The following is a 15,603-nucleotide window of genomic DNA, read 5'->3' on the forward strand; positions in this document are numbered from 1 at the left end:
TCGCATCGTTTCTGCGCCATATGCTCGTCGTATGGGCGACAGCACGCACGGACTGACCACGGGCGCCGTGGCCCGGCGGCTCGGCGTCTCCCCCACGACCCTGCGCTCGTGGGACCGCCGCTACGGAATGGGCCCCGCCACCCGCGAGGACGGCAGGCACCGCCGCTGGTCCGCCGACGACCTGGCGGTGCTGGAGGAGATGTGCCGGCTCACCGCCTCCGGGGTGCCCCCGGCCGACGCCGCCCGCGCGGCCCTCGCCGGGGCGGCAGGGCGCAGCCTCCACGGCGGGGCGACTCCGCGGACAGGCGGCGCCCCGCAGCGCGGCGGCGATTCCACGGGGCGGGGCGACTCTGCGAGGCGAGGAGACTCCGCGGGGCGGGGCGACTCCGCGGGGCCGTACGGCACGGCGCCCCCGCGGACGGTGCGGCCCCGGGAGCGGACGCCGCCCCCGACGGCCCCGCCGACCGCCGTGCGCGTCCCGGCGCCGGCGGGGCCCCGGTGCGGCGGGGCGGACCCGGCGGCGGGCTCCCGCTCGGCGACGTACGCCAGGAGTGCCGCGGCCTCGCGCGCGCCGCACTGCGCCTCGACAGCGCGGCCCTCGACGGCCTGCTGCGCCGCGTGGTCGCGGAGCACGGGCTCGTCGACGCCTGGCAGGAGGTCATGATGCCGACGCTGCACGCGGTGGGCCGCAAGTGGGAGACCTCGGGCGACCGCTACGTCGAGGTGGAGCACCTGCTGTCCTGGCACGTCTCCAGCGCCCTGCGCGAGGTCGTCGCGTCGGCGCCGGAACGGGCCGCCGTCCCGCCCGTACTGCTCGCCTGCGTGCCCGCGGAGCAGCACACGCTGCCACTGGAGGCCCTCGCCGCGGCGCTCGCGGAACGCGGCCTGCCGGTCCGCATGTTCGGTGCGGCCGTGCCGCCGGAGGCGCTGGACTCGGCCGTCCGGCGCACCGGCCCGGTCGCCGTGGTGCTGTGGTCGCAGGCGAGGTCCACGGCGAGCCGCGCGCTGGCACGGCACCTGGCGGGGCACGCCTTCGGCGTGAAGGGGGCGCGGACCCGGCCGCTGGTGCTGCTGGCCGGGCCCGGCTGGGCGGGGCAGACGCTGGAGGCGGGCATGGCGCGGCCGGTCGGGCTGCGGGACGCCACGGACGCGCTGTGCCGCCTGTACGAGCCGCTCGTGCAGGCGTCGTCCGCCTGACGCCGCCGTTGCCCGGCGGCCGACGGCACCCGGCCTGAGGCCCTCGCCGGTCCGGCGGCAGCATGCCCCTCAGGGTCTCCCTGTCCGGGGCGGACGTCCGGGATGCGCCGGTGCTGGGCCGACAGGGTGACACCACCGCATCCCACCGGGTCCGTGCGGGCGAAAGAAGAACGCGCCGGGCACAGCGGAGGGAGCGGGCACGTGGGAAACGGACACCTCGATCCGGCCATCCTGGGCGCGATCGCCGCGGGCGTGCGGGCCCCTGCCGGCTACGGCCCGGTGGAGCGGCGCCACCTCGGCGGCTGCCCGTCCTGCGCCGCGGAACTGGCCGCGCTGCGGCGGATCGCCGCGGGCCGCGCGTACCCGGCGCCGCCGGAGCGCGTGTGGTCGGGGATCGTCGGCGGGCTCGCGCGCCCCGGTGCGGCCCTGGCGGAGCCCGCAGGGCGCAGGGCGCCCGCGGCGCGCGCCCCCGCCCGCCTCCGCCCCCTGCTGACCGGCGCCGTGCGCCTGGCCGCGGGGGTGGCGCTGGGCATCGGCGCGGCCGCCGTGGCACGCCGGTTCGTCCGGCCGCGGGCAGCAGCGCGGAGCCCGGCACCGGCGCGGCGCCGATGCGGCCGCGCCCGCCGCCCGCGCGGCTGACGCGCACCCGCGCGACGGGACGGGCCCCCGGACGACTGACGCCCTCCGAGCGCCGACACGGGGGCACGGGCCGGTGCGGGCCCGTGTCGGTACGAGTCGGTGCCAGACCGGGGGCGTTCCTCGCAGCCGCTCTCCGTACGCGGGCCGAAGGTCGCCGGGGCGCGGCGCGTACGCCGAGAAGCCCGCCGGGATCGCTCCCTCGGGCTTTCGCGACACGGCGTGCGCCCGCCCGCCGCCGCGGTGCGGGGGCAGCGGGCGGGGTGGCGCCTACCTGGCCTGCCGGGCGGGTGCCTGCTCGGACTCCAGGCTCTGCCGCAGCCGCTGGAGGCCCCGCCGCGCATGGCTCTTCACGGTGCCGAGGGGCAGGCCCGTGCGCCGGGCGATCTGGGTCTGCGTCAGGTCCGCGAAGAACGCCAGGGCCAGCACGTCCCGCTGCACGCGCGGCAGCCGCTCCAGTTCGTCGGTCAGCAGGACGTGGTCGACGACCCGGTCCGTGTCGTTCGGCGCGACGGCGGAGCCGGGCAGCACCGCTCCGGCCGCGGCGACGAGTGCGAGGCGCCGGGTGCGGGCCGAGAGCGCGTCGGCGATCTTCCTGCGGGTGATGCCGACCAGCCACCCCGGGAGGGCGCCGCGCTCCGGCCGGTAGCCGGCGCGGCCGTGCCACGCCGCGAGGAACACCTGCTGGGTGACGTCCTCGGCCTCCCGGGCGTCGCCGAGCGTGCGGGTGGCGAGGGCCAGGACGAGACCGCCCCAGCGTTCGTAGGCGAGGGCGAGGCACCGCTCGTCACCCCGTACGAGCCCTTCGCCGATCGCCGCGTCGGACACGGCGCCGCGGCCCGCCGCCTCCTGCGCCGACCCGACGGGCGCCGGGGCGTTGCGGTCCGTGCCTCGTGGTGCCGTCATGGCGACTGCTCCTCCCGCCGGTACGGGCCGGCCGGTGGTCCGGGCGCCCCCCTCAGGGCGAGGGCTGAGCGCCCCGGGGGCCTCGATGGGTGCCCCCGGCCCGCCCAGGCTCCGGCGGCCGGCGGGTGGTGCTCCAGTCGCATCGTTCTTGCGTCGTCTTCCGGTGCGGCGGCGTCGGCTGCCGCGGCGACGGAGGTGTGCACGGGCACAGTCACGGTCATGGGCGCGGTCATCGCGGGTCGCCTCCGGGGGTCCGGTCGTGTCGGTCGTCCCCTCATACGGCTGCGGGCCTGCCCGAGTGCGGCCGCGGGTCTGCCCGAGTGCGGCTGCGGAGCCGCGCACCATGGGGACGCGGGGCTGTCCGGGCTGCCACCGGAGGGGGCCGGTGCGGCCGCACGCCGGTCACGTCCGGCCGCGCGCCTGCCGGAAGCGCGCGAGACCGTCGGCCAGGCCCACCACCGGGTCGGGGTAGTCGAGGGCCGCCCGCTCGCGCGCCGCCCACTTCCACGGCTCGTGCACCGCGGCCCCGGGGACGTCCGCGAGCTCCGGGACCCAGCGGCGGACGTAGGCGCCGTCGGGGTCGTACTTCTTGCCCTGGAGGACGGGGTTCAGCACGCGGTGGGGGCGGGTGTCGGTGCCGGTGCCTGCCACCCACTGCCAGTTCAGCTGGTTGTTGGCGATGTCGCCGTCCACCAGCAGGCCGAGGAAGTGCCGCGCGCCCTCGCGCCAGTCGACGTACAGCGTCTTGGTCAGGAAGGACGCGGCGAGCAGTCGGCCCCGGTTGTGCATCCAGCCCTCGTGGGCGAGCTGCCGCATGGCGGCGTCGACCACGGGATAGCCGGTGCGTCCCTCCCGCCAGGCGCGCAGGTCCGCCTCCGCCTCAGGGCCCCGGCGCCAGCGGTCGCCCCTCGGCCGGTAGTCGGCGCGGGACGCGTCGGGGCGGGCGTGCAGCACCTGGTGGTGGAAGTCCCGCCAGCACAGCTGCCGTACGAACGCCTCCGCGCCGGGACCGCCCCGCCCCCGGGCCCGGTGCACCGCCTCCACCGCCGACACCGCGCCGAAGTGGAGGTACGGCGAGAGCCGGGAGGTCGCGTCGCCCGCGAGGTCGTCGTGCCGCTCCTCGTACGCGTCGGCGTGCCGGTCGAGCCACCGCGTCAGCAGGCGGCGGCCCTCCGTCTCGCCGCCGGTGGCGAGGCCCTCCGACACGGCGTGGACGGCCGACCGGGACGGGAGGTCGTCGGACCGTACGCCGGTGGGCACCCGGACCGCCCGGGGAGCCGCGAGCGGGGCGCGCACCGCCTCGCGGGTCCAGCGCCGGTGGTACGGGGTGAACACGGCGAAGTGGTCGGAGCCGGCCGGGGTGACCGCCCCGGCGGGCACCGCCGTGACCACCCCGTCGTGCACGTGGAGCCTGCGCCCGTCGGCCCGCAGTGCGCGCGCGAGCCGTTCCTCGCGGTCCCGGGCGAACCGGCTGTGGCCGGCGGCGACGTGCACGTCGCCCGCCCCGGTCCGCCGGGCCGTGTCGAGGACCTCCGCCACGGGGTCGCCGGTGCGGAGGACGAGCCGCCCGCCGCACCGCCGCAGGCCCGCGTCGAGGTCGGTGAGGCAGTCCGTGAGGAAGGCGGTCCGGTTGGGCGCGGCGAAGCCCGCGCGGTCCACGGCGGGGTCCCGGACGAACAGCGGCACCACCTCGTCGGCGGACGCGAGCGCTGCCCTCAGGGGCGGGTGGTCGTGGAGGCGGAGGTCCGAGGTGAACAGGACGACCGAGGTGTTCATGGCACTACTCCGACGTTCGTGGCACTTCCGGGACGCCCTCCGCGGCGGGTGCGGGGCGGCCCGCGGCGTGCTCCGCGATGTGCTCTGGCGCTGCTGCCGCTTCGGCATCCGGTGACCGGCCGGATGCGGACCGGCGACCGGTCACCTGTCCGGGTGGCCCGCGACGCATCCGGGGCGGCCTCGGGACGCACGGCGGGTGGCGGCGGGTGGGAGCGGGTGGGGGCGCCGCTGCACGCACCGGCCCCACGGCGGGCGAGGTGGCGCCGCTGCACGGCGGCCTGCGGCGGGCGAGGTGGCAACGCTGCACGCGCCGCCCGAGGCCGGGCGAGATCGCGCCGCTGCACGCACCGGCCCGCGGCGAACGTGGTGCGACGCTGCACGCCCCGGACGCACCGCGAGGCCGGACGCACCGCGAGCGCGGTACGCCGCTGCACCCGCCGGACGCACCGCGAGCGCGGTACGCCGCTGCACCCGCCGGACGCGCCGCGGGCGAGGCGAGGTGCGCGGCTGCACGCGCCGGCTCACGGCGGGCGGACACGCCGCCGCGACCCGCCGCCGTCACGTCTTCTTCTGCGGGTCGTGGCCCCAGTTCATCAGCGAGTACCGCCACGGCGTGTCGGTGACATCGCCGTCGGGGCGCTGGGCGAGGTGCCGGTGGACGTAGCCCACCACCTTGCGCATGTGGGCGAGGTCGTCGTCGGTGAGCTCGTCCTTCCGGGTGCGCAGCAGGGCGGCGATGCGGCGTCCCGAGGCGTGCCCGGTGCTCTCGCCGCCGCCGTCCGGCTTCTGGCCGACGCTCTTCGCCTCGTCCGTCTCCAGCCACCTGTCGAGCTCGCCGGCGGTGAGGTTCACCGCCTCGTCGAAGGCCGCCAGCGTCTCGTCCCGCTCCGCACCGCCGTCCCGGCGGGTCACGAGCGCCGTCCCTTCTTCCGCAGCGCCTCCGGCTTGTGGACGGCGGACCGGCCGCTCTTGTCGCTCTCGACCTCGTACTGCGGCTCCTCGGTGGACGCGTCGACGGTGCGGCCCGCGGCCTTCCTGCGGTCGGTGATCTCCCGCTTGACGGTGCCGCTCACCGTGCTGCCGTGGCTCTTCCACGTGATGTCGTCGCCGGTGTGCAGCTTCTTGCGCCGGGCCATCGCGCTCACCTCTCCGGTTCCTGGTTCGATCGACTTCCTCGCGTGTTCCCCGATATGTCCTCTTCGTTCGTTCCGGGAGGTACGGAGGCGGGGGTACGCAGGCGGGGCGGCTCGGCCGTGGCGGCCGACCGCACGCGCGGGGCGTGCGCCGGGGCGCACGCGGACCACGGCGCCGCGGCCAGGCGGCCGGGCGGCCATGCGCCAGGCAGCCGCACAGGGACGCTCCGCCGCCCGCCCGGCCCGGTCGCCCGACCCGGCCGTACGGGCCCGCCTACAGCGCTCCGGGGTCGCGGTCCGACGCGGGCCAGACGTACCCGAGGCCGGCCGGCACACCGGGGAACAGCTCCGCGTAGAACTCCGGGTCCTTGCGCAGCAGCGCCGACTGGTGGCTGGTGTGGAACGCGCTGTCGCCCAGCCACGGCGGCAGCTCACCCCGCGCGGCCAGCTCCTCCTGCTCGCGCACCCCGGCGTCCGGGTGCAGCGCCCGGAAGCCGGCGAGCAGCGACGCGGCGCAGGTGTCCCGGTGGCCGCCGGCCGTCCACGTACCGCAGATCTCAAGGCCGTAGCGGACGAGGGCCTCCTCGTACCCGGCCCACATCCGGACCGCCGGGTGCCGCCGCCAGCCGTAGCCGGGCACCGTCAGGCCGCGGAGCACCTGGAGCGCCTCCACCCGCTGCTTGCCGAGCCGGCGCCGGTCGAGCACCCGGGCGCTCGCCGCGAAGGACGGGTACGGCAGGAAGGTCTGCACCCCCGTGTGTACCGCGCGGCACCGCCCGCCGCATCCGCGCGCCCGCCGCGGCCCCTGCGGAGTGCGCCCGCTCGCCCGTACGCCCCTGTGCGGCTGCCGGGTGCCCGCGCGCCCGTCCGGCCGACTGCCCGTAGGCCCGCGGACGCCCGCACATCGCGTCCGCCCGCCGCCTCGGCCGAGGGCCCCCACCCGCGCCGCCCCCACCGCCCGGGCCGCGGCAGCCGGTGCGGCCTCTATAGGCTGGCGCCGTGACCAGCGCAGAACACGGGACGGGGCCGGAGCGGCGGACGGGCGACGGGCGCCCGGAGCCGGCGGGCGCGGGACCCGGCGCGGGGTCCGGACCGGGGTCAGGCGGGGGAACCGGACCGGCGGCGGTCGACCTGCCGGCCTTCGCCGTGCAGCTGCGGCGGACCACCCGGGAGGTCAACCGCCTGGTCCACGGGTTCGCGGCCGCCCAAGGGCTGCACCCCACCGACATCCAGGCGCTCACGGCCGTGCTGGACAGTCCGGAGCCGCTGACTCCTGGTCGGCTGCGCGAACACCTCGGACTGACGTCGGGGGCCGTCACCGCCTGCCTGGACCGGCTGGAGAAGGCCGGCCACATCCGCAGGTCGCGGGAGAGCGCCGACCGCCGGGTGGTCCACATCCACTACGTCGCCGACGCCCGCACCGCCGCGCGACGCTATTTCCGCCCGCTCGCGGAGGCCACCGGACGGGCCCTGGAACGCTTCGACGAGGACGAACTCGCCGTCGCGCTGCGGTTCCTCGCGGCGCTGAACGAGGAACTGGGCGAGCTGCACCCCTGACCGGGCGCGGCGGCGCCGCATCCGTCCGCCCCGCCCCGCGGGAAGGACCCTCGGCGGAGGGTACCGACGGAACCGGCCGACCGGCCCTTCCGGACGCTTCGGCCGTATCGCGGGGACGGGAGCACGCCGGCCCCACAGGCGCGGCGCACACCCCGACGGCACCCCCTGGGGTACAGACCGGGAAGTGCCCTGTGCCAAGATTTATTTCAATGATTGAGATTGTTAGTCGTTGAGATAGCAGTCGACACAGACCCACACCGCACCGCACCTCACCCCTGGAGCGTCCATGCCCCGCCGACCACGCAGGTTCCGGCTCCTGCTGCCCGCCGTCCTCGCCCTCGTCTGGCTGGTCGTCGGCGGCGCCCTCGGCCCGTACGCCGGGAAGCTCGGCGAGGTCGCCACCAACGACCAGGCCGCGTTCCTGCCGCGCAGCGCCGAGTCCACCCGGGTCATCGAGGAGCAGGAGGCGTTCCGGCAGGAGGAGACCCTGCCCGTCCTCGTCGTGTGGACCGCCGAGGACGGCGGCCGCCTCCCCCAGGAGCGGGCGCGGGAAGCCACCCGCGCCCTGAGCGCCCTCCAGGGCAGCTCCCAGGTCGCGGGAGCGCCGTCGCCCGCACTGCCCTCGGACGACGGCGAGGCGCTGAGGGCCGCCGTGCCCCTGCGCCCCGACCTCGGCGACACCCTGCCCGAAGCGCTGGACACCGTGCGCGACGCGGCGTCGGACGTGCCCGGCACGACTGTCTGGCTCGCCGGGCCCGCCGCCACCCAGGCCGACCTGTCGGGCGCCTTCGCCGGGATCGACGGGCTGCTGCTCGCCGTCGCGCTGGTGACGGTGCTGCTGATCCTGCTCGTCGTCTACCGCAGCGTGCTGCTGCCCCTGGTCGTCATCCTCAGCGCCATCTTCGCCCTGGCGCTGGCGTGCGCGGTCGTCTACGTCCTCGCCGACGGCGGCGTCGTACGGGTCGACGGGCAGGTCCAGGGCATCCTGTCGATCCTGGTCATCGGCGCCGCCACCGATTACGCCCTGCTGCTGACCGCGCGGTACCGCGAGGAGCTCGCCGCACCCGGCGGGGAGCGCTTCGGCGCGATGCGCGCGGCGCTGCGCGAGTCCTGGGGGCCGATCGCGGCCAGCGCCGCGACCGTCGCCCTGGGGCTGCTCGCCCTGCTGCTCAGCGACCTCACCAACAACCGCGCCCTGGGACCCGTCGGCGCCATCGGCATCGTGTGCTCCGTGCTCAGCGCGCTGACCTTCCTGCCCGCCGCCCTGGTCCTGCTCGGCCGCGCCGCCTACTGGCCGGCCCGGCCGAAGCCCGGCGCCGCGGACGGGTCGGCGTCCGGGCTGTGGCAGCGGGTCGCCTCGCTCGTCGACCGCGCCCCGCGCAGGGTGTGGACCCTGACGCTGGTGGGCCTGCTGGCCTGCGCCGCCTTCGCGCCCACCCTGCAGTCGAAGGGCGTGCCCCTCGACGAGATCTTCGTGAACGACGCCCCCTCGGTCGCCGCCCAGGAGACGCTCGGCCGGCACTTCCCCGCGGGGGCCGGCAACCCGGCCGTGATCATCGCGGACGCCGACGCGGCCGACCGCGTCACGGCCGCCGCCCGGTCGGTCGAGGGCGTCGACTCCGCGGTGCCCGTGGACGGCGCGGGGCGGCCCGCCCCGGCCGAGCCCCTCGTGGTGGACGGCCGCGTGCGGATCGACGCCACGCTGAGCGCCGCCGCGGACAGCGACGCCGCCAAGGACGCGGTCGCCCGGCTGCGCACCGCCGTGCACGCCGTGGACGGCGCCGACGCGCTGGTCGGCGGCTACACCGCGCAGCGCTACGACACGCAGGTCACGGCCGAGCGGGACCGCGAGGTGATCGCGCCCGTGGTGCTGCTGACCATCCTGCTGGTCCTCGTCGTGCTGCTGCGCTCGCTGCTGCTGCCGGTGCTGCTGGTCGCCACGGTGGCGCTGAACTTCGCCGCCACCCTCGGGGTCGCCGCCCTCGTGTTCGAGCACGTCCTCGGCTTCACGGGGACCGACCCCTCCGTCCCGCTGTACGGCTTCGTGTTCCTGGTCGCCCTCGGGGTGGACTACAACATCTTCCTGATGTCCCGGGTCCGCGAGGAGTCGCTGCGGCTGGGCCTGCGGGAGGGCGTGCGGGTGGGACTCACCACGACGGGCGGGGTCATCACCTCGGCCGGCGTCGTGCTCGCCGCGACGTTCGCCGCGCTCATCGTGATCCCGCTGGCCTTCCTGGTCCAGCTCGCGTTCATCGTCGCCTTCGGCGTGCTGCTCGACACGCTGGTCGTCCGGTCGCTGCTCGTGCCGGGCCTGGTCCGCGACCTGGGGCGGACCGCGTGGTGGCCGAGCACGCTGAGCCGCCGACGCGAGGCACCGGAGCCGGCGAAGGCGACAGCAGCCCGGTAGGCGACCCGGCCAAAGGCGACCCGGCCGAAGGCAACTCAGTCAAAGGCAGCTCGGCCAAAAGCAGCTCAGCCGAAGGCGACCCGGCCAAGGCAGCCCGGCCAGAAGCGGCCCGGCCAAGGGCGGCCCGGCCGAAGGCGGCCCGGTCCCTACGGTTCCGCGGACGCTCGTCGTCGCCTGCGGGGGCGCCGGGCGGCTCCGTGGCCCCACGGGTCCGAGCCGCCCCTGACACCACGCCCGTTCCCCCCGCCCGCTTCGCCCGGCCGGGGGAACGTGCGTCAGGGCGCGGGCGGGGTCACGCCGGTGCGGCGGCGACCCGCTCGCCCGCGCGCCACACCTCCGACACCAGCGGCACGCCCGGCCGGTACGCCAGGTGCACGTGGGAGGGGGCGTCCAGCAGCGCCAGGTCGGCGCGGGCGCCCACGGTGACGCGGCCGACGTCGGTGCGGCGCAGCGCGGCCGCCCCGCCCGCCGTGGCGGACCACACGGCCTCGTCGGGCGTCATGCCCATGTCCCGTACGGCGAGGGCGATGCAGAACGGCACGGAGGACGTGAAGGACGAGCCCGGGTTGCAGTCCGTGGACAGCGCGACGGTCACGCCCGCGTCCAGCAGGCGGCGGGCGTCCGGCCACGCGGCGCGGGTGGAGAACTCGGCGCCGGGCAGGAGCGTGGCGACGGTGGAGGAGTGCGCGAGGGCGTCGACGTCCGCGTCCGTGAGGTGGGTGCAGTGGTCGGCGCTGGCCGCGTCGAGCTCCACGGCGAGCTGCACGCCGGGGCCGTACGAGAGCTGGTTGGCGTGGATGCGGGGGTGGAGCCCCCTGGCCCGTCCCGCCGTGAGGATCGCGCGGGCCTGGTCGCCGTCGAAGGCGCCCTTCTCGCAGAACACGTCGATCCAGCGGGCGTACGGGGCGCAGGCGTCCAGCATCTCCCCCGTCACCAGAGCGACGTAGGCGGCCGGGTCGTCGGCGAGGTCGGGGGAGACGATGTGCGCGCCGAGGTAGGTGGTCTCGCCGGTGTGGCGGGCCGCGATGCGCAGCGCGCGGGCCTCGTCCTCCACGGTCAGGCCGTAGCCGGACTTGGTCTCGAAGGTGGTGGTGCCCTGGCGGAGCGCCTCGCGGAGGTAGCGGGCGAGGTTGGCTTCCAGTTCCGCGTCGGTGGCGGCGCGGGTCGCGGCGACGGTGGTGCGGATACCGCCCGCCTGGTAGGGCCGGCCGGACATGCGGGCGTTGAACTCGGCGGTGCGGTCGCCCGCGAAGACGAGGTGGGAGTGGGAGTCGACGAAGCCGGGGACGGCGGCCCGTCCGGCGGCGTCGACCCGGTTGTCAGTGGCGGGTGCTTTGCTGGTTTCACCGACCCAGGCGATGCGGTCGCCGTCGATGACGACGGCCGCGTCCTGGATCAGGCCGAGGGGGGATCCGTCACCGAGGGAGGGGTCGTTCGTGACCAGACTGGCGATGTGGGTGATGAGCGTGGTCGCCGTGGCTTTCGGCGCGACGGTGCTGTTCGTCGCGTCGGGACCGGCGGTCGCCGGGGGGATGTTCATCGGCTCGTTGCCGCTGTTCATGACGAGGGGGGTCTCCTTCGGGCGGGTCGGCCGGGTGGGGCGGGGCGGCCGGGCGGTCCCGGGCGCCCCGTCCCGCGGGGCGGGCCGGTTCAGTCGTACAGGGCGGCGATGGACTCCGCCAGCGCCCGCGCCACGTCCGGCACCAGGGCGTGGGCCCCGTCCCGTACGACGTGGCGGCCCGCCACGACCGTGTGCCGCACCTCTGCCGCGGACGCGGCGAATACCGCCGTCTCGGCTGCCAGACGGGGTGGCGGCCCTGCCGTCCTGACGGTGTCCAGCGCGACCGTCGTGAAGTCGGCGAGCGCGCCGGGCTCCAGGCGGCCCGCATCGTGCCAGCCGAGGGCGGCCTGGCCGTCGGCGGTGGCGGCGCGCAGCAGCGCGGCGGCGGTCCAGTGGCCGCGGGTGCGGGTGCGGAGCCGTTCGTCCAGCTCCATCGCGCGCGCCTCCTCCAGCAGGTCGATGACCGCGTGGCTGTCGGAGCCGAGCGACAGGGGGCTGCCCGCCCGCTGGAGCGCGGCGGCCGGGCCGATGCCGTCGGCGAGGTCCCGCTCGGTCGTCGGGCACATGCACACGCCGGCGCCCGCGGCGCCGAGGACGGCGATGTCCTCGTCCGTCAGGTGGGTGGCGTGGACGGCGGTGGTGGTCGCCCGCCAGAAGCCGGCGTCGTGGAGCAGCCGGGCCGGGGTGCGGCCGTACACGGCGCGGCACGCCTCGTTCTCGGCGGGCTGCTCGGAGAGGTGGATGTGCACCGGGAGGCCGTCGGTGCGGTCCGCGAAGACGGCGTAGCCGTCCTCGTCGGAGAAGGCCCGCACGGAGTGGACAGCGGCCCCGATACGGGCGTGCTCGCGCGGCTTGAGCGCGGACCACCGCTCGTACCACCCGTCGGCGGTGCCGTCGCCGAAGCGCAGCTGGGGGCCTTCCAGCGGGCGGTAGCCGTCTGCGGTGAGCCCGCCGTGGAGGTAGGCGGTGTCGAGGAGGGTGATGCGGATGCCCGCCTCGGCGGCGGCGGCGATCAGCGCCTCGCCCATGGCGTTGGGGTCGGCGTAGGGCGTGCCGCCCGGGGCGTGGTGCAGGTAGTGGAACTCACCGACGGAGGTGATGCCGGCGAGAGCCATCTCGGCGTACACGGCGCGCGCGAGGGCGTGGTACGTGTCGGGGGTGAGCCGTGCCGCCGCCTGGTACATGGTGTCGCGCCACGTCCAGAACGTGCCGGAGCCGACCTGGACGCGGCCGCGCAGGGCCCGGTGGAAGGCGTGGCTGTGGCTGTTGGCGAGGCCGGGGAGGGTGAAGCCGCGCAGGACAGCGGCCCCGGGCGGCGGGGCGGGTGTCCCCTCGCGGACCGCGGTGAGGCGCCCGTCGGCGGTCTCCAGGACGACCCCGGGGGCGACGCGGCCGTCCGGCAGCCAGGCGTGCTCGGCCCAGTAGGCGGCGGTCAGCGGCATGCCAGGCCCTCCAGGACGTCGGCGAGGGCGTGGACGCCCGCCACGCAGTCGTCCTCCGCGGCGGTTTCGGCCGGGGAGTGCGAGACGCCCGTGGGGTTGCGGACGAACAGCATCGCCGTGGGGATCGTGCCGGACAGGATGCCCGCATCGTGGCCGGCGCCCGTGCCGAGGACGGGGACGGGGCGGTCGCCGCCGAGGATCGCGGCGAGTTCGTCGCGCAGGGCGTGCGCGAACTCGACGACGGGGGTGAACGACTCGCGGACGACGGCGAGGTCCACGCCCTGGCGGGCGGCGGCGTCCCGGGCGGCGGCCTCGATGGCGGCCGTGACGGTGTCGAGGGTGTCCTGGTCGGCGGCGCGGGAGTCGAGCCAGCCGCGGACGAGGGAGGGGATGGCGTTGACGCCGTTGGGTTCGACGGCGACCTTGCCGAAGGTGGCGACGGCACCGGCGAGTTCGGCTTCCCGGCGGGCCGCGAGGACGGTGTCGGCGTACGGCAGCATCGGGTCGCGGCGGTCCGCGAGCCGGGTGGTGCCGGCGTGGTTGGCCTCGCCGCGGAAGTCGTACCGCCAGCGGCCGTGCGGCCAGATCGCGGAGGCGATGCCGACGGGGTCGCCGGACAGGTCCAGGGCCCGGCCCTGCTCGATGTGCAGTTCGACGAACGCGCCGATGCGGGCGAGGCGTTCCGGGTCGGGGCCGATGGCGGAGGGGTCGTACCCCGCGGCCTCCATGGCCTCCGGGAGGCTGGTCCCGTCGCCGTCGCGCAGCGCGTACGCGGCCTCCTTGGTGAGCCGGCCGGCGCTGAGCCGGGAGCCGACGCAGGCGAGGCCGAAGCGGGCGCCCTCCTCGTCGCCGAAGTTGACGACGGCGACGGGCCGGGTGAACTCCGCTCCCCGGGAGCGGAGTTCGTCGAGGGCGGCGAAGGAGGACACGACGCCGAGGGGGCCGTCGAAGGCGCCGCCGTCGGGCACCGAGTCCAGGTGGGACCCGGTGACGACGGCGTCGCCCGCGGCGGGGTCGCCGAGCCAGGCCCACTGGTTGCCGTTGCGGTCGGTCTCGTAGGCGAGGCCGCGGGCCTGGGCCTGCTCCTGGAACCAGGTGCGGCAGTCGGCGTCCGCGCCGGTCCAGGCGTAGCGGCGGTAGCCGCGGGTGCCGCTGTCGCGGCCGATGCCGCGCAGGTCCGCCCACATGGTGTGGAAGGAGTCGCCGGCAGCCGGGGGGCGGGTAATGCCGTCGGCGGTGTGCCGGTGGTCTTCGACGGTCATCCGGGCTCGCCCTCCCGCATCGGGACGCGGACGCCGCGCTCGTCGGCGACGGACTCGGCGATGTCGTAGCCCGCGTCGACGTGGCGGATGACGCCCATGCCGGGGTCGTTGGTGAGGACGCGGCGGACCTTCTCCCCGGCCAGCGGCGTGCCGTCGGCGACCGTGACCTGCCCGGCGTGGAGGGAGCGGCCCATGCCGACGCCGCCGCCGTGGTGCAGGGACACCCAGGACGCGCCGGAGGCGACGTTGACCATGGCGTTGAGGAGCGGCCAGTCGGCGATGGCGTCGGAGCCGTCGAGCATGGCCTCGGTCTCCCGGTACGGGGAGGCGACGGAGCCGCAGTCGAGGTGGTCGCGGCCGATGGCCAGCGGGGCCTGGAGCTCGCCGGACGCCACCATGTCGTTGAAGCGCTCGCCGGCGCGGTCGCGCTCGCCGTAGCCGAGCCAGCAGATGCGGGCGGGCAGGCCCTGGAAGTGGACGCGTTCGCCGGCCATCCTGATCCAGCGGGCGAGGGGCTCGTTCTCGGGGAAGAGGTCGAGGATCGCCTGGTCGGTCTTGGCGATGTCCGACGGGTCGCCCGACAGGGCCGCCCAGCGGAAGGGGCCCTTGCCCTCGCAGAACAGGGGGCGGATGTAGGCGGGGACGAAGCCGGGGAAGGCGAAGGCCCGGTCGTAGCCGGCGAGCCGGGCCTCGCCGCGGATGGAGTTGCCGTAGTCGAAGACCTCGGCGCCCGCGTCCATGAAGCCCACCATCGCCTCGACGTGCCGGGCCATGGACTCCCTGGCGCGGGTGGTGAAGCCGGCCGGGTCCTTGGCGGCGGCGTCCGCCATGTCCTCGAAGGCGGTGCCGACCGGCAGGTACGCCAGCGGGTCGTGGGCGCTGGTCTGGTCGGTGACGATGTCGATCGGCGCGCCCATGGCGAGGAGCTGGGGCACCAGTTCTGCGGCGTTGCCGAGGACGCCGACGGACAGGGGGCGGCGGGCGTCGCGCGCCTCCACGGCGAGCCGCAGGGCGTGGTCCAGGCTGTCGGCCCGCACGTCGAGGTAGCGGTGCTCGATGCGGCGCTCGATGGCGCGCGGGTCGCAGTCGATGCACAGCGCGACGCCGTCGTTCATGGTGACGGCGAGCGGCTGGGCGCCGCCCATGCCGCCGAGGCCGGCGGTGAGGGTGATGGTCCCGGCGAGCGTGCCGCCGAACTTCTTGGCGGCGACGGCGGCGAACGTCTCGTAGGTGCCCTGGAGGATGCCCTGGGTGCCGATGTAGATCCAGGACCCGGCGGTCATCTGCCCGTACATGGTGAGGCCGAGGGCCTCCAGGCGGCGGAACTCCTCCCAGTTCGCCCAGTCGCCGACCAGGTTCGAGTTGGCGATGAGGACGCGCGGCGCCCACTCGTGGGTCTGCATGACGCCGACGGGGCGGCCCGACTGGACGAGCATCGTCTCGTCGGCCTTGAGAGTGCGCAGCGTGCGCACCATCGCGTCGAAGGAGCGCCAGTCGCGGGCGGCCTTGCCGGTGCCGCCGTAGACGACGAGCTTGTCGGGGTGCTCCGCGACCTCGGGGTCGAGGTTGTTCTGGAGCATCCGGAGGGCGGCTTCCTGCTGCCATCCCAGGGCGCTCAGCTCCGTACCGCGCGGGGCTCGTACCGGGCGGGGTCCTGACATGGCGTGCCTCCTGGCGTGACCGTCCGACTGTCGATGAGGTATTCACATCCTGCTGTAATGAATAG

At 76.4% G+C, this 15,603-nt stretch carries 12 protein-coding genes and 1 pseudogene; 4 read left to right on the plus strand and 9 right to left on the minus strand.

Annotated elements, in window-relative coordinates:
* Positions 1–18: 18 nt before the first annotated feature.
* Positions 19–1,197, plus strand: a pseudogene (locus L6E17_RS28530) (MerR family transcriptional regulator); the annotation flags it as partial.
* Between the two features lie 201 nt (positions 1,198–1,398).
* Positions 1,399–1,836 carry a hypothetical protein gene (locus L6E17_RS28535; protein ID WP_236243536.1) on the plus strand — a complete coding sequence of 146 codons (438 nt, stop codon included), beginning with the start codon at positions 1,399–1,401 and terminating at the stop codon, positions 1,834–1,836.
* Positions 1,837–2,103: 267 nt separating this feature from the next.
* Here L6E17_RS28535 and L6E17_RS28540 read toward each other — a convergent pair whose 3' ends face one another.
* The 5 genes from L6E17_RS28540 to L6E17_RS28560 all read right to left on the minus strand — a co-directional run bounded on the left by L6E17_RS28540 (position 2,104) and on the right by L6E17_RS28560 (position 6,399).
* The gene (locus L6E17_RS28540) at positions 2,104–2,739 is read right to left on the minus strand and encodes a sigma-70 family RNA polymerase sigma factor (RefSeq protein WP_236243537.1); all 636 of its coding nucleotides are present in this window, start codon (positions 2,737–2,739) and stop codon (positions 2,104–2,106) included.
* Positions 2,740–3,141: 402 nt separating this feature from the next.
* Positions 3,142–4,515 (minus strand): deoxyribodipyrimidine photo-lyase, encoded by a 1,374-nt coding sequence (locus L6E17_RS28545; protein ID WP_236243538.1) that lies wholly within the window; start codon positions 4,513–4,515, stop codon positions 3,142–3,144.
* A gap of 558 nt (positions 4,516–5,073) precedes the next feature.
* Positions 5,074–5,427, minus strand: a complete 354-nt coding sequence (locus L6E17_RS28550; protein WP_236243539.1) for a DUF3140 domain-containing protein — start codon at positions 5,425–5,427, stop codon at positions 5,074–5,076.
* Positions 5,424–5,651: a DUF2945 domain-containing protein gene (locus L6E17_RS28555; protein WP_236243577.1), complete on the minus strand. Its 228-nt coding sequence runs from the start codon at positions 5,649–5,651 to the stop codon at positions 5,424–5,426. The genes L6E17_RS28550 and L6E17_RS28555 overlap by 4 nt, the downstream gene beginning before the upstream one ends.
* Positions 5,652–5,922: 271 nt before the next feature.
* Positions 5,923–6,399 (minus strand): MSMEG_6728 family protein, encoded by a 477-nt coding sequence (locus tag L6E17_RS28560; protein WP_236243540.1) that lies wholly within the window; start codon positions 6,397–6,399, stop codon positions 5,923–5,925.
* Between the two features lie 248 nt (positions 6,400–6,647).
* Between L6E17_RS28560 and L6E17_RS28565 the strand changes: the two genes are divergently transcribed.
* Entirely contained in the window at positions 6,648–7,205 is a 558-nt protein-coding gene (locus L6E17_RS28565) for a MarR family winged helix-turn-helix transcriptional regulator (protein WP_374109175.1), read from the plus strand.
* 286 nt (positions 7,206–7,491) lie between these two features.
* A complete protein-coding gene (locus tag L6E17_RS28570) occupies positions 7,492–9,612 on the plus strand; it encodes an MMPL family transporter (protein WP_236243541.1) in 2,121 nt (706 codons plus the stop codon).
* Between the two features lie 292 nt (positions 9,613–9,904).
* Here the strand turns inward: L6E17_RS28570 and hutI are convergent, their stop codons facing one another.
* From hutI to hutU, 4 genes are all read right to left on the minus strand, one after another.
* Positions 9,905–11,173: an imidazolonepropionase gene (gene hutI / locus L6E17_RS28575; protein ID WP_236243542.1), complete on the minus strand. Its 1,269-nt coding sequence runs from the start codon at positions 11,171–11,173 to the stop codon at positions 9,905–9,907.
* 89 nt (positions 11,174–11,262) lie between these two features.
* Positions 11,263–12,615: a formimidoylglutamate deiminase gene (locus L6E17_RS28580; RefSeq protein WP_236243543.1), complete on the minus strand. Its 1,353-nt coding sequence runs from the start codon at positions 12,613–12,615 to the stop codon at positions 11,263–11,265.
* Positions 12,606–13,877: an allantoate amidohydrolase gene (locus L6E17_RS28585; protein ID WP_236243544.1), complete on the minus strand. Its 1,272-nt coding sequence runs from the start codon at positions 13,875–13,877 to the stop codon at positions 12,606–12,608. Before L6E17_RS28585 ends, L6E17_RS28580 begins: the two co-directional genes overlap by 10 nt.
* Complete coding sequence (hutU, locus tag L6E17_RS28590) at positions 13,874–15,538, minus strand: urocanate hydratase (RefSeq protein ID WP_236243545.1); 1,665 nt, start codon at positions 15,536–15,538, stop codon at positions 13,874–13,876. Before hutU ends, L6E17_RS28585 begins: the two co-directional genes overlap by 4 nt.
* Positions 15,539–15,603 lie beyond the last annotated feature (65 nt).

Origin of the sequence: Streptomyces sp. CC228A (assembly GCF_021390935.1) — a bacterium.
Classification (GTDB): Bacteria; Actinomycetota; Actinomycetes; order Streptomycetales; family Streptomycetaceae; genus Streptomyces.